Origin of the sequence: Chitinophaga alhagiae (assembly GCF_003568665.1) — a bacterium.
In the GTDB taxonomy this organism is placed as follows: domain Bacteria; phylum Bacteroidota; class Bacteroidia; order Chitinophagales; family Chitinophagaceae; genus Chitinophaga; species Chitinophaga alhagiae.
Genome location: NZ_QXMH01000002.1, coordinates 515,328 through 529,343, shown reverse-complemented (window position 1 = coordinate 529,343; position 14,016 = coordinate 515,328). Strand labels below are relative to the sequence as shown.

Annotated in this window: 16 protein-coding genes; all 16 read right to left on the bottom strand. The window is 54.4% G+C overall.

Features of this window, described 5'->3' with window-relative positions; translation table 11 throughout:
- Nucleotides 1-2: 2 nt before the first annotated feature.
- Nucleotides 3-620 (bottom strand): hypothetical protein, encoded by a 618-nt coding sequence (locus D3A97_RS13120; RefSeq protein WP_119078942.1) that lies wholly within the window; start codon nt 618-620, stop codon nt 3-5.
- Nucleotides 617-1,864, bottom strand: coding sequence for an NAD(P)/FAD-dependent oxidoreductase (locus tag D3A97_RS13115; protein WP_119078941.1), 1,248 nt, complete (start codon nt 1,862-1,864; stop codon nt 617-619). Before D3A97_RS13115 ends, D3A97_RS13120 begins: the two co-directional genes overlap by 4 nt.
- A 24-nt stretch (nt 1,865-1,888) precedes the next feature.
- Nucleotides 1,889-2,956, bottom strand: coding sequence for a class I SAM-dependent methyltransferase (locus tag D3A97_RS13110; RefSeq protein ID WP_119078940.1), 1,068 nt, complete (start codon nt 2,954-2,956; stop codon nt 1,889-1,891).
- A gap of 27 nt (nt 2,957-2,983) precedes the next feature.
- The gene (locus tag D3A97_RS13105) at nt 2,984-4,105 is read right to left on the bottom strand and encodes a beta-ketoacyl-[acyl-carrier-protein] synthase family protein (protein ID WP_119078939.1); all 1,122 of its coding nucleotides are present in this window, start codon (nt 4,103-4,105) and stop codon (nt 2,984-2,986) included.
- Nucleotides 4,102-4,527 carry an acyl-CoA thioesterase gene (locus D3A97_RS13100; RefSeq protein WP_119078938.1) on the bottom strand — a complete coding sequence of 142 codons (426 nt, stop codon included), beginning with the start codon at nt 4,525-4,527 and terminating at the stop codon, nt 4,102-4,104. Before D3A97_RS13100 ends, D3A97_RS13105 begins: the two co-directional genes overlap by 4 nt.
- Before the next feature lie 25 nt (nt 4,528-4,552).
- Entirely contained in the window at nt 4,553-5,188 is a 636-nt protein-coding gene (locus tag D3A97_RS13095) for a hypothetical protein (RefSeq protein ID WP_119078937.1), read from the bottom strand.
- Between the two features lie 9 nt (nt 5,189-5,197).
- On the bottom strand, nt 5,198-5,620 hold the full coding sequence (locus tag D3A97_RS13090) for a hotdog family protein (protein ID WP_119079558.1): 423 nt from the start codon (nt 5,618-5,620) through the stop codon (nt 5,198-5,200).
- Between the two features lie 13 nt (nt 5,621-5,633).
- Complete coding sequence (locus D3A97_RS13085; protein WP_119078936.1) at nt 5,634-6,515, bottom strand: lysophospholipid acyltransferase family protein; 882 nt, start codon at nt 6,513-6,515, stop codon at nt 5,634-5,636.
- Nucleotides 6,515-6,772 (bottom strand): phosphopantetheine-binding protein, encoded by a 258-nt coding sequence (locus tag D3A97_RS13080; RefSeq protein WP_119078935.1) that lies wholly within the window; start codon nt 6,770-6,772, stop codon nt 6,515-6,517. The genes D3A97_RS13085 and D3A97_RS13080 overlap by 1 nt, the downstream gene beginning before the upstream one ends.
- Before the next feature lie 115 nt (nt 6,773-6,887).
- The gene (locus D3A97_RS13075; RefSeq protein WP_119078934.1) at nt 6,888-8,108 is read right to left on the bottom strand and encodes a beta-ketoacyl-[acyl-carrier-protein] synthase family protein; all 1,221 of its coding nucleotides are present in this window, start codon (nt 8,106-8,108) and stop codon (nt 6,888-6,890) included.
- An 87-nt stretch (nt 8,109-8,195) separates the two neighbouring features.
- Nucleotides 8,196-8,927 (bottom strand): flexirubin biosynthesis SDR family reductase FlxB, encoded by a 732-nt coding sequence (flxB, locus tag D3A97_RS13070; protein ID WP_232825959.1) that lies wholly within the window; start codon nt 8,925-8,927, stop codon nt 8,196-8,198.
- A 36-nt stretch (nt 8,928-8,963) separates the two neighbouring features.
- Nucleotides 8,964-10,541 (bottom strand): flexirubin biosynthesis tyrosine ammonia-lyase FlxA, encoded by a 1,578-nt coding sequence (gene flxA, locus D3A97_RS13065; RefSeq protein WP_119078933.1) that lies wholly within the window; start codon nt 10,539-10,541, stop codon nt 8,964-8,966.
- Nucleotides 10,542-10,649: 108 nt separating this feature from the next.
- Nucleotides 10,650-11,936 (bottom strand): hemolysin family protein, encoded by a 1,287-nt coding sequence (locus D3A97_RS13060; RefSeq protein WP_119078932.1) that lies wholly within the window; start codon nt 11,934-11,936, stop codon nt 10,650-10,652.
- A 24-nt stretch (nt 11,937-11,960) separates the two neighbouring features.
- Nucleotides 11,961-12,692 carry a ZIP family metal transporter gene (locus D3A97_RS13055; RefSeq protein WP_119078931.1) on the bottom strand — a complete coding sequence of 244 codons (732 nt, stop codon included), beginning with the start codon at nt 12,690-12,692 and terminating at the stop codon, nt 11,961-11,963.
- A complete protein-coding gene (locus D3A97_RS13050) occupies nt 12,689-13,264 on the bottom strand; it encodes a phosphatase PAP2 family protein (protein ID WP_119078930.1) in 576 nt (191 codons plus the stop codon). Before D3A97_RS13050 ends, D3A97_RS13055 begins: the two co-directional genes overlap by 4 nt.
- Entirely contained in the window at nt 13,264-14,013 is a 750-nt protein-coding gene (locus D3A97_RS13045) for a class I SAM-dependent methyltransferase (RefSeq protein ID WP_119078929.1), read from the bottom strand. Before D3A97_RS13045 ends, D3A97_RS13050 begins: the two co-directional genes overlap by 1 nt.
- Nucleotides 14,014-14,016 lie beyond the last annotated feature (3 nt).

Genomic DNA, 14,016 nt, shown 5'->3' with positions numbered 1-14,016 from the left:
AATTATCTGTACAATTTTTCTGCTTCGTTGGCGGTAAACGGCAATGAGCCGTTGCGCGGCTTTTTTTCCACCAGGTAGAGCGCCGCGTCGTACCCGCTGTGATACTGTTCCACCCAGCCGCAAACGGCAGCCTGCAGCGTGCCTTCGTTCAGGAGCTGCTGCACGTACCCGGTAATGAAGGGAATGTCAAAAGCATCTGCCACAAAAAAAGCGTTCTCGCCTTTGAACGTATGCCTTATGCTGATCTCCCCTATCACAATGTTGGGCAGGGTGTATACGAACAACGCGGGACTGGCAATCTCTTTCATGGTTTCCGCGTACCGCTCGTCCGTATCCAGGCTGCTGCTGGTGTTGGCCAGTATCACGCCGGTATCTTCCGGCGCGTAGTGCTCCATGGGTACTTCCTGCAGCAATATTTCCGCGGCGGCCCAGCCCAGCTTGCTGAGCAGGTCCATTTTATGGAACTTGGGATACTGCCCGCTGTAGCGGTCATACAGGCCGCGCAAAAACTCCGGCAGCGTTACATCGGGCGGCGCTTCATATACCCGCACGCCGTTCTTCACCACGGTGTTGCCGCGGATGATGCACGATGCGGTGATATGCGCGCTGGTATTACTCAAGCCGGTGAATTTAGTTTGTCCGTTACCTCAATGAGCCTGGCAAGGCGTTTCAGCCCTTCTTCGTGATTTTGCACGTACGGGTTGCTCTGGTCCCACACATACCCTGCCAAAACGGAACATATCTGCCGCTTGATGACCGGGTCAGGGTTCTTGCTGAAGAAAATAGTGTCCAGCGTACCCTCGTACCAGGCCAGCACATAAGAACGGAATACGTTCACGCCCTGCATGGTAGGCTCCATATAATCTTTCTCCCAATCCACTTCTCCGCCCTGCAGCTTTTTCACCACCAGGTTAGCCGCCTTTTGGGCGGATACAGTGGCCAAAGTTACGCCGGATGAGAAAATAGGGTCTAAAAATTCTGTTACGTTGCCGGTGAGCACAAAACCGTCTCCGTAAAAGCGGTCTGTGGTGGCAGACCAGGCTTCCAGCACCCTCGGCTCAAATATCAGTTCCACATCCCGGAAACGCTCGCGGGTATGAGGTTCCGCCTCCAGCATGGCGCGGAACTGCGCTTCGTTGGAGCCGGAAAACTGGCCGTGGAAGGTATGGTCTCCCACAAAACCCACGGAAGTGATACCGGTGGAAAAGGGGATGATCCATATCCATACGCCTTTCTGGTGTACCACGGCGGTGATGCGGTTCGGCTCGTCCGCCATGGCGCGGCGCACGTCGTTGGTATGCGCAAAGAGCGCCTTGCGCGGCTGCATTACGGAAGGTTTGTCCAGCCCGAAGAGCTTGGGAATAACACGCCCATAGCCGCTGCCGTCTACTATAAAACGGGCTTCTATCTGTTTTTTATTGCCGTGAATGTCTTCCACGGTGGTTACAGAATCGGAGCCAAAGAATTTAATGTCTGTTACGGTTGTTTCATATTCTACCGGCACGCCCATTTTCTCTACGGTGTCTGCCAGGGTTTTGTCAAAGTCCGCACGGGGCACCTGCCACGTCCAGGTCCAGCCGGGGGTGTGCTGGTCTTCAAAGGTGAAGTCGCAAATTTTGCCATCCTTGACAAACTTGGCGCCGGTTTTTTGCTGGAAACCACGGGCGGCTACGGCGTCAATGAAGCCGGCTTCCGTGAGAGCGTCCATACAACGGGGCAGCAGGCTCTCCCCGATCACAAAGCGGGGGAATTTCTGTTTTTCCACCATCCTGACCTTGTAGCCGGCTTTGTTGATTATAGACGCGGCAACCGTTCCGGAGGGACCGGCGCCTATTACGAGTACGTCCACCTTTTCAGTTTGCATATGTTTTGGGATTTAAAATGTTTATTATGCTTTTACACATCTCAGCAATGTATAGCTCAGGCCTACATCGTTGTTTTCCAGCACTACTTCCAGCCCCGCGGCGCGGATGCAGCTGAAGAAATCGTCTGTATGGTACATCTGGCTGTTGCCGTTGGCAATGGCCGTGAAATACAGCGAGGTCTGCTGCAGGCAAAAGGCGGCGGACTTGAACTGCTGGCGGTCCCAGAAAGGTTCCAGTATAAAAATGCTGCCGCCCTCGTTCAGCGCTTCGCGGCAGCGCCGCAGAATGCTGATGATCTCGGGTTCGGAGAAGCAGTCCAGGAACTGGCTCATCCATATCACGTCATAGCCCTGCGCAAACGGCTGGCTTTCATCCAGTATGTTGGTGATGTAAAAATCAATGCGGTGCTGCAGCCCGGCTTCCTCAATGTTCTTTTGGGCCACGTTCACCTGTGCGGGCAGGTCTACGATGGTTACCTGCACGTCAGGGTCATAACCGGCGCAGGCCATAGACCATTTGCCGGTGTTGCCGCCAATGTCCAGCAGTTTTTTCGGTTGCTGCTCAAACACGATGGGCAGTACGGCGGGGAAGGCCAGGTCTGAATAGTAGTGGTCAAAGTTGAACCAGCTGGTGCGGGCCGGCTCCGGCAGCAGGGAGAGGCCGGGATAGATGGTTTCCCAGGTACCCAGCTCCTGCAGGCCGCGGGGCTTGCCTTCCACCAGGCTGTCTTGCAGGTGGTACATGGCCTTGTAGCAAACGTCTGCTGAAAAGTCCATATTGATGCGGGTAAGGCGGTCGTTCAGGATAAAAAAGCCTGTTTTGGTAAGCGTATATCTTTTATTGTTGACGATCAGCATTTCTAGGCCCAGGCCTGCTTCCAGCAGTACGCGGGCGGAATAGCGGGATAGCTGTACCTTTTCCAGAATTTCTTCAATGGTAACACCCTGGGTGCCACTGTCTGCCACTACTTTCAGAATGCCCAGGTCCCGCAGCGCTTTGGAGGCCTGGAAGGCAATAGGGGCAAATGCCAGCCAGAGGGCCTGTTCCTTGGCCTGCAGGGCGGTTTTTGTTTCCTTGGTAAAAAAATTCATGTTGCGGTATGCGTTTTTAAAAATGATTTACAAAATGACCTTGCTGAACACCATGGCGGCGTTGCACCCGCCAAAACCGGAAGTGGTTTTCAGGTAATGCTCCATGGGGCGCTGCCGCGGCTGGCCGCTCACCACCAGCGGGAGGCTGGTGCCCGGCTGCTGAAAACCGGCCGTAGCCGGCACAATGCCTTCAAACATGGCATGCATGCCCACAATGGCCTCAATAAGGCCGGCCGCACCCAGGGTGTGGCCGTAATAACCTTTCAGGCTGTTCACCGGCGTTTGCTGCAAACCGGCCAGGTGGAAGGCTTTGGCCTCCATCTCGTCGTTATACAGGGTGGCGGTGCCATGGGCGGATACGAAGCCGATATCTGCCGGCCGCAGGCCGCTGCCGGCCACCGCTTTGCGGATGGCGCCCGCCAGCTCGCCGCCGGTGCGGGAAGGGCCTGAAATATGATTGGCATCGTTGCAGGAGGCGCCTTCGCCCAGGCGGGCCACCATGCCTGCAAGTGATGTTGCCTGGTTGGTCAGTACCACGGTGCCGGCGCCTTCTCCCAGGGTAACGCCCCTGCGGGCGGCGTCAAAGGGGCGGCAGGGCTCATCGCTTACGGCCTGGAAAGACTGGAAGCCGGAGAGCACGAACGGGGTGAACAGGTCTGCGCCGCATACCACCGCATGGTCGAACTGGCCGGAGCGGATGAGGCGCTGGCCGATGAGAATGGCCAGCAGACCGGATATGCAGGCATTGCTGACCACCAGGGGTTTGTTTTTTGCACCGAGGCAGGCGGCCACTCTTTCCGCCGTGTTGTGCAGGCGGAGGGTGGGCACATCTCCTTCTTCCAGCAGGGCAATATTGCCTTTGGTGGTAGATACAATGAACGCGGTGCGTTCGTTGCGGAGGCTGATGTGCGTGCGGGAAAGGGCGTCTTTCACGCTCAGTATCAACAGCTGTTCAAACCGGGTATAGGCCTGGAGCTGCGCGGCGTCTGCCAGGGGCTCCAGGGTACCGGGAGGGATCACCGCCCCGTAGCCGCCGCCGGGCCGGCGGCTGATACCACCGGCGCCTTTCAGCACCTGTTCTACATTGGAACGGGTGGTAACGCCCAGCGGCGAAATAATGTTATCGGCGGCTACAAATACGTTCATCATCCCACTCCCCACTGTTTTTTCCATTCCGCAAAAAAGGCGGGTATGGTCAATTGTAACATAGAGGCCTGCTTGTCAAGAAATACCTGCACGGAAGCGCCGGTACATACTACCTCCTGCGTGGCCTTGTTGTACAGCGTGTACTCAAAGCGGATCTTGGCCGCTTCCGTATGCACGTACCGGGTCTCTATCACCACCGTATCCCCGTAACGCAGGGGTTTTTTGTAATTGCATTCCACGTTTACCACGGGTACGGTGAAGCCGTGATCAAAGATATCCAGGTAACGCAACCTGTATTTTGCGCCGAAGGATTCACGCCCGTCCTCAAAATACCGGATATAGTGGCCATGCCAGACTATGCCCAGGGGATCTGCTTCGTTGAACCGGATGACTACCTCCGCACTGTCTCTCAATACAGGTTGCATGTACTATTTTAAAGAGTTGATCAAATTACCCGCCGTAAGTGGATTTCCACTCGGTGTATTTCTTTTTCTCAATGGCATCTATCATTTTCTTGATACCGGTGAGGTACACGTTGGTATAACCGAAGCCCATGCCCAGGCCGCCTTCCACGCGTTCTGTAAAGAGCACCTTTTTGGCTTTCATATCTACCAGGGTCACGTAGCCTGATATTTCCTTCTTGGTCTTGTTCATACCGTCCATCACAATGAGGATGCCGATGCCGCTTTTACCGGCAAAGTCAAAACCTTTTACCAGGGCGGCCACGTCTTCGGGCTTCATGGCCTGGTAATCATCAGAGTTGTCTGACTTTACATTGTCGGGGTCTATTTTAGCGTTGCGTTTGTTCACGGGGCCAATGTCTGTAGACACTTCTTCCCTTCTGAACGCGCCGGCCACGTCAAATTTCTTGGCTTCGTTCACCACTTTCTGATTGATATTGGGATAGTGGTTGTCAATGATCTCGTCCACTTTGGCGGCGGCATCGCCTACAATGCGCGCTTTGGTAAAGTCAAGGCCCAGGTAAGTGAGCTTCACCGATCTGTCAAATACGTCTTTGGCGGTTTGTGCAGTGGCGGCTGACACGCTTACTACCAGGGCCAGCAGGGGCATTACGATTTTCTTCATTGTGTTTGTTTATTTTGATTGGGAAACAAAAATTTTCATATCACACTGCGCCAGTATCCTTCCCTCCTGCCTTACGGCCCCATGTACCACGGTGGCGTTGAACACTTCGTGCTCGATCACGATCTCCGTTTCCAGGCTGCTGCCGGCGGCGGGCAGCTCCAGTACTTCCAGGTGCTGGATGGCGCCGATGAAGCCCAGGGGCACCGGCGTATTGTTCTGTTTGGCCAGGTAGCCGATGCGCGCCGCGGCGGTCTGCGCAATGTTCTCCACCAGGCCGGGGGCCTGCAGCCGCCCGTTTTCCACAAACACGTTATCCGCGACAATGTCAAAGCCGGTGCGGATGTTCTTCTCTCCTGCCTCCAGCAGGCGGCTGATCATCACGATGGGAGGGCGCTGCGGAATGTATTCCGTAATATTTTCTGTATGGGTCATGTTGTTATGCATATCAGTCCTTGGACCAGAAATCGTAATAATTGAACCACTGCAGGGGGTACCGTTTCACTTTTTCTTCCATCACCTGCACAAAATCCGCCATTGACTGCTCCAGGCCGCCCTGTTTGGCGCCGGGGTACGCCTTTGGCGTGGTGGCGTATAAATGATAATGGGTGGCGGTTTCCTTGAATGCGAACACAAATGAAACCGGCACCCTGAACGTGGCGGCCAACAGAAAAGGCCCCATGGGAAAGCGGGCCGCTTCTCCCAGGAAAGGCATTTCCATGGTCTTGTTCCCTTCCAGGAAACGGTCCGCATGCATGCACACCAACTCGCGCTTGCTCAATGCATCGTGGATGGCGTAAATATGCGACAAATCGTCCTTTAAAACAATGACATTTACATTCCGCCCACCTGTAACGCCGGCCAGGTAACTTTTGATGCGCTCGTGCTCCCCGTCAAACATCACGATGTTGATACGCGTGTTCAAACGGGTGAACAGGTGGCCGGCCACCTCCCAGTTGCCGAGGTGCGCGCTCAGCATAATGCCCCCATGCTGCCCTGATACGAGCCCATGGAGGTTTTCCTCGCCGTCAAACTCAAAGGTGAAACGGTTCGGTATGTTTCCCATCACCACGATCTTGTCTATCAGCGTTTGCCCGAACACGTAATAGTTCCGGTAAACGCTCCAGAGCGCTTTCATGCGGGGCTGGCCAATCTTATAGCGAAAATACTGAAATATGGACCGGGTAGAGCGCCAGGAGAACAGGCAGTAGTAGCACACTACAAATCCCAGGAGAAAATAAGCGGGCCGCACTCCTCCATACCGCAATACACCAATAAAGATCCTGTACCCCAGCTTATTTCCTTTGGACTTACCCTGCCAGGAAGGCATTATACCAACTCTTTTTGTTTAACACGGGCAATTACGTAATCATAGAAATCCTGGAAGGTAACAATACCCTGGAAGTCTTCCGGCTTCACTTTAAAACCGAAGTTACTTTCAATGGCCACTACCAGGTCTATATAGTCCAGGCTGTCCAGCTCCAGGGTAGACTTCAGGTCTCCCCCGGGGGTTATGCTTTCCGGAGCAACCTCAAATTCCTCCGCTAAAAAAGCATTCGTCTTTTTTATAATCTCATTAATTTCCATAAATAGTGTGTTCCAGATATAGGTTGATGACAAATACAGCATGCTCCGTTATCCACTCAATGGGCTTGCTCCGGCAAAATTATATAAAATCCTTACAGGATGCTCATATAAGGATTTACTGCCATTTCCTGATGATCAGGGAGGAGTTTGTACCCCCAAAGCCAAAAGAATTAGACAAAAATATATTAAAATTATTATTAATTGTATTGCTGATGATATTTAATTTAGCAGAATCCTCATCGGGGTTCTCAAAATTAATATTGGGGGCAATAAAGCCATTCTGCATCATGAGCATGGAGTAAACGATCTCGCTGGCGCCGGCCATCCAGCATTCGTGGCCCGTCATGCTTTTGGTGGAGCTAACGGGGGTGCGGGCATCGCCGAACACTTCGTGGATGGCGCGGGCCTCGCTAGCGTCCCCGGCGGGGGTGGAGGTGGCGTGGGCGTTGATATAGCCTATGTCCCCGGCTTGCAGGCCGGCTTCTTTCAGGGCCATTTCCAGGGAGCGCCGGGGGCCTTCCACGCTGGGGTTGCTGATATGGGCGCCGTTGCTGGAGAAACCGTAGCCCAGCACTTCTCCCAGTATAGGCGCGCCGCGGCGCTGTGCTGATTCCAGGCTTTCCAGTATCACCGTGGCCGCGCCGCCGCTGGGCACCAGCCCGTCCCGGTCCCGGTCAAAGGGGCGGGAGGCCTGTGCCGGCTCGTTTTCCCGCACGGAGAAGGCGGCTATGGCGTCAAAGTTGCCCATGGCGTATTTATTCACTTCCTGCGCGCCGCCGCAGATCACGGCGTCTTGCAGGCCGTTGCGGATGAACATGTACCCCAGGCCAATGGCATGGCTGCCGCTGGCACAGGCCGCGCTCACGCTGAAGTTCACGCCTTTCAGCTTGAAAATAGTGGCCAGGTTCATGTTCACGGTAGAGTTCATGGTCTGGAACACGGAGCCGGAGCCTACCAGCATGGTATCTCCTTTTTCGCGGATAATATCTGTTGCTTCAATGGTGGGTCTCGCGGAGCTGTCATTCCCGAAGAGCAGCCCCACCTCCCGGCTGTCCAGGTAATCCTGGTCCATTCGGGCGTTGGCCAGCGCTTCGCGGGTAGACATATAGGCATATTCCGCCTGCTCGGGCATCATGAGCCGGGCGCGGCGGTCCAGCAGGCCCTTCAGCTCGGGCCGGGGCAGCGCGCCGGTGAGCCCGGAGCGGTAGCCGAACTGCTTGCGTTCCTCATCCAGCACAATACCGGAGCGGCCGCGGAACAGGGATTCCCGTACCTCTTCCAGGTCCTTGCCGATGCAGGAGTAAATACCTATGCCTGTAATCACTACTCTGTTCATGTGCTTGTATACTTATTTGCCGCTAACTGGACGCGGGCCAAACAATAATTGTAACGTTCTTTTGCGGGATGACCCCTATTGACCGTATCAGGAATAAAGGCCGCCGTTGATGTTCAGCACTTCGCCGGTAATGTAGGAAGCGCCTTTTGATGCAAAAAAGGCCACTGCTTCCGCCACTTCTTCCGCCGTGCCGAAGCGCTGCATGGGCACCATGGCCGCCAGCTCTTTTTCCGGCAGCCCCTCCGTCATGTCTGTTCTGATAAAACCGGGCGCAATAGCGTTCACGGTTACGTTCCTTTTGGCCACTTCCTGCGCCAGCGCCTTGGTGGCGCCTATCAGGCCGGCCTTGGCGGCGCTGTAGTTCACCTGCCCCGGCGTGCCTTTCAGGCCGGAAAGGGACACCATGTTGATGATGCGGCCGTAGCGCTTCAGCAACATGCCCGTAAGCACCTGTTTGGTAACGTAGAAAAATCCGTCAAGACTGGGTTCCAGCACGCCTTTCCATTTTTCGGCGCTCATCTGGAACATCATCATATCTTCCCTGATGCCGGCATTGTTGACCAGCACCTCCACCTGTTTGTCTTTATTGGCTTCCAGCCAGGCGCCCAGCACCTGCTGTACCTCTTCTTCCCTGCCTACATTGAACTGCAGCAGGGTGCCGTCTGCTCCTTTGGCCCTTACGGCGGCCAGCGTTTCTTCCGCGGCGGCCGTATTGCCTTTGTAATTGATCAGGATGTGGTACCCCTGCTCCGCCAGTTTAACGCATACCGCCCTGCCGATGCCCCGGGAACCGCCTGTTATCAATGCACATCGTATCATCTTTCGTTATTTGTTCTTTTCGTTTGCCCGCCAAAGTTACTGCACGGAACTTTTCTGCCGTTTGCCGGTTTTGGGCCCCGCCACCACAGAAGGTTCGTGGCGCATCAGGTAAGCCTTTATCTGCTGTACGTCTGCATACCGGGGAGCGTCATCTATAAATTTAGGGAAAATAGCCCGCACATCCTGGTAGATCCTGCGGGAGAAGCCGGAGAGCTTGTCCTGACAGTTGAGGTAATCAACCGCCTGCAGCAGGGTCATGATCTGTACCGTGAGCACTTCAAAAGTGTTCTCTATCACTTTATAGGTCATTTGCGCGGCGTTGCAGCCCATGCTCACAATGTCCTGGTTATCGTTATTGTTGGGAATGCTGTGGATGTACATAGGGAAGCTCAGCGTCTGGTTCTCGGCCACGGTAGAAGTGGCGGTGAACTGCACGCCCTGCATGCCGAAGTTGAAGCCCAGCTTGCCCAGGTTCATAAAGGGCGGGAACTTGTGGTTCAGCTTGTCGTTCAGCAGGTAGTTGAGCTGGCGCTCGCTCAGCATGGACAGTTTGGTCATGGCTATCTTCACCTTGTCCATTTCCAGGGAGATATAGTCTCCATGGAAGTTGCCGCCGTGGTACACGTTCTTGTGGTGGTGGTCCACCACGGGGTTGTCGCTCACGGAGTTCAGCTCTCCCACTACAATGGTTTCCGCGTGGGCCAGGGTATCGTAAATAGGGCCCAGTATCTGCGGCACGCAGCGCAGGGAGTAGTATTCCTGCACTTTATCCTTGAATATTTCTTCTTCCAGTTCTTTATACAGGTGGTCCGGCCGGTGGCGGATCATTTTGCTGCCTTTCAGCATGGCGCGCATCAGCTCCGCAACGGCGTTCTGGCCGGCGTGTTTTTTCACCGCGTTCAGCTCGTAGCTGAGGTGGTCGTCAAAGGCCTCCACCACTTCGTTGATCATGGCGGAAAGGGCGCAGCTCCACATCAGCAGCTTGCGGGCCTCAATGATGTTCACCAGGGCAATGCCCGTCATGGCAGACGTACCGTTGATAACGGCCAGCCCTTCGCGCACATGCACCTGCATGGGCTTGAGGCCCAGCTGTTTGTACACTTCCGCGGCGGGGCGTATCTCTTCTTCGTACAGCACGTGGCCTTCGCCAATGAGGGCATGGGCCAGGTGGGCCAGCTGCACCAGGTCTCCGCTGGCGCCTACGCCCCCGTGCTCGTATATGCAGGGGTAAATGTTATGGTTGATCAGGTCCCGCAGGAGGTACACCACATCTTTATGCACCCCTGAATGGGCCTGCATAAAGCTGCTGAGGCGGGCAATCATCAGGCTTTTGGTAAGCACCGGCGCCAGGCACTTGCCGGCGCCGCTGGCGTGGCTGCGAATGAGGTTATATTGAAGCTGAAACGTGTCTTCTTCGGGGATGCGGTACTGCGCCATCGGGCCAAAACCGGTGTTAATGCCGTAAATGAGCTTCTTTGCGGAAAATTGTTTCAGAAACCTGAAGTTCTCGCCCACCTGCTCCACAGCAGCTTCGTCCAGCACCAGCTCCTCACCTTCAAACAGCACCCGATGCACTTCTTCGAGGGAAAGCATCTTACTTCCTAGTACGACCATTATATTAGATTAAATTATTTGTTTATATAAAAAAGTGCCCAAAGTTAGTATAAAAACCTTAAAACGCCACCTGTTGGCATACAGGCAGCGTTCTCCGGTGTAAAAGTATTACTCTTCGGCTATATTTTCAGGGGGTGTAACCAATATTTTATCGATGCGGTGAGCGTCCATGTCTACAATTTCGAAGGTAAAATTGCGCCATTCCAGTTTTTCACCTGTTTGGGGAATATGTTCCAGGTGGTGGAGGATGAAACCGGCCAGGGTATCAAATTCCTGCTCAAATTCGGCCATCAGGTCTTCCATGTCAAATTCGCTGAGGAAGTCGTAGAACGGTATCTGTGCGTCTATGAGGTAGCTGCCGTCTTCGCGTTTTACCATGTTGTAGTCGTCCTGCCCGGTTTCCGGCATGTCTCCCACAATAGCTTCCAGGATATCGTTCAGGGTGATCATGCCCAGGAAGGTGCCGTACTCGTCTACAATGAACGCGGCGTGTATCTGGGTTTCCTTGAACTTTTCCAGTACCTGGTAGGCGGTATTGTTATCAGGGATGAAGAGGGGTTTCTTCATCACGTCTTTGAGCACGGCCAGGTTGCCGGCGGCGTACAGGTCCTTGATGGTAAGAATGCCTTTGATATGGTCTATCTGCCCTTCGCACACGGGGTATACGGAATGCGGGGAGGCCTTGATCTTGCGTTTGTAGCTTTCGCCTTCCTCGCTCACGTCCAGCCATACAATATCGGTACGGTGGGTCATGAGGGAGGTGATGTTGCGGTCCCCGAGGTGGAACACGCGCTCAATGATCTCCTGCTCGGTCTCTTCTATGGCGCCGGAGGAGGTGCCTTCGCTGATGATGGCCTTGATCTCTTCTTCCGTTACATTGCTGTCTGAAGTGCGTTTCAGGCCTGTTATGCCCACCAGTACGTTGGTAGAGCGGCTTAACAGCCATACGAACGGGAACGTGACGCGGGAAAGGAGGTGCATGGGCTGCGCCAGCGCTTTGGCTATCTTTTCGGGATTGGCCAGGCCGATGCGTTTGGGGAACAGCTCTCCCAATACCAGGGTGAGGTAAGTGATCACAATGACCAGCAGGGCGGTGGCAACGCCGTTGCTGTAGGGCGCCAGCAAAGGAATGGTATCAAAGTACCCCTTTACGTCTTCCTTCAATTGTTCCCCGGAGTACAAACCTGTCAGGATACCGATCAGCGTAATACCGATCTGTACCGTAGAAAGGAACGTATCCGGGTTGTTAGACAGTTTCAGTGCTGCTTTGGCTTTTTCGTCCCCTTGCCTGGCTGCGTTCTCCAACCGCACTTTGCGGGCGGACACCAAGGCTATCTCCGCCATTGAGAAGATACCGTTGAGCAAAATAAGGACGAGGATAATGACGACTTCCATAATTATAAGCCTAAAAATAAAAAATTATTCAAATATCAGCGTAACAAATGCCAAAGCGATGCCGGCGGCTATGGCCATTACTTTTCTGCCGCTCAGCTCGTGATGCCGGGTACCGCTTTCGTAAAATATGGTGGTGGAAATGTGCAGAAAGGCCCCTATCACCAGCGCAACCAGGTACACCAGCGAGTCGGTAACCACATGGAATTGCTGGCCCAGCGTAGCGGCCAATATAGCTGATAAAGGAGTGATGACGGAAAAGATCAGGAGGATGCGCCACAGCTGCGATTTGCTTTGATGGGCATGCATCATCACGGTGATCAGGGTAAGCGCCTCCGGTACCTTGTGGGCCATTACGCCCAGCATGAGCGATGGCAGGGCGGACCTGTCTTCATAATGGAAACCCAGCGGGATGCCCTCCATAAAAGCGTGAATGGAGAGGCCGATAAGCAGGGGCATTACGGCCACATGGTGGTGGTTGCCGCCGGGCAGGTGGGTATGCCCGTGCTCCATGCCGTGGCTGAGCTGCTGCAGGAACACCTGCACAAAGAAGCCCAGCACAATATAGATGCCGGCGGAATGCCCCAGCTCGTGGTACACCTCCGGCAGCAGGTGCATGATGGTGATGCCGAAAAGGAAAGCGCCGGTGAAGGCCAGCAGGTAAATAGGCAGGTTGGGATGTACCCGTTTGACTAACATGGGAATCATGCCCCCGCCGATAGTTGCGGCCAGTATGAGTATCAGGTATGTAAAGTTCATGTTGTTTTGTCCAGTTCCAGTCTGATCCTTCTTTGAAAAAATCCGCCGCTCAGCAACCCGGCCAGCATGCCCAGCACTCCACCGCCCACCACATCCAGCGGGTAGTGCACGCCCACGTATACCTGGGAGTAGCAGATCGCGGCCGCCCAAAGGAAAAACAGCCACGCCCACTTCCCTATCCGTGGGCTTAAAGTTATGAAAGAAAACATTGCAAGGCCAAAATGGTTGGCGGCATGGGAGGAGGTAAAGCTGCCGCTTTGGGGGCAGTAGTTCACCATCACCCTTACGTACGGGGCAATGAGGGGGTCACGGCAGGGCCGCAGGCGGGCCACCGCGTCTTTAAAGAACATGCTGGCCTGGTCCGTAATGGCAAAGGTGACAATAAAGAACACGATCCAGAAAAAACCCCGCCACCCGAAGTTATAGATCACAAAAACGCCCAGGAACAGGTACAGCGGCGCCCAGAGGTAGGGCTCCCGCAGCCAGGGCAGCAGAAAGTCAAGGAAGCCGTTGTTCCATTTGCCGTTGATATAAAAAAACAGCTTGAGGTCCCAGGTCAGCAAATTTTCCATCAGCCTTTCGGTTTTTGCGCAATGAGCACCAGCCTCGGGGAGTGCTGCTCGTCAAATGCGTTGAAGTGATAATCCCCGAAAACATCGGTGATCTGCAATCCCTGTTTGGCGAACATCTCTTCAAAATCTGCCAGGGTAAAGGCGCTCACGCTCTCCGTGTATTCGCTGCGCAGCAGTTGCTTTTTGTCCAGTATATTGATCTGTTTGAGGAATTTGTCTTTACTCATCTCCCTTTTGATATCGAACACCACGTTGTCTTTTTCCTTCACTTCATCTACCACCAGGTGGGCCGCCACGTACACGCTGTTGAGGTAGTCCAGCACCAGCCGGCCGCCGGGTTTCAGGGTATTGGCCAGGGTGCGCAGCGCGTTCTCGTTCTCATGCCGGGTCTCAAAATAGCCGAAGCTGGTGAAGAAGTTGAACACCACATCAAAATAATTGATGCGGAAGGGCAACCGCATATCATGCTGGAAAAAGCTGAGATGATCGTTCTCCAGCTTGCGGGCCGCGGCAATGCTTTCTTCAGAGAGATCTATGCCGGTTACGTTAAACCCTTTATCTGCCAGGTACCTGGCATGGCGCCCCCTGCCGCAGGCCACGTCCAGCATGGAAGCGCCGGGCGCGGGGTGCAGGTAATCCACCAGCTTGTCTATAAATGATGCCGCCTCCTTCTCGTCACGGTTGCTGTACAGCAGGTGATAATAAGGAGAATTGAACCAGTCTTTGAACCATTGTTTCGCAACTTCCATCTC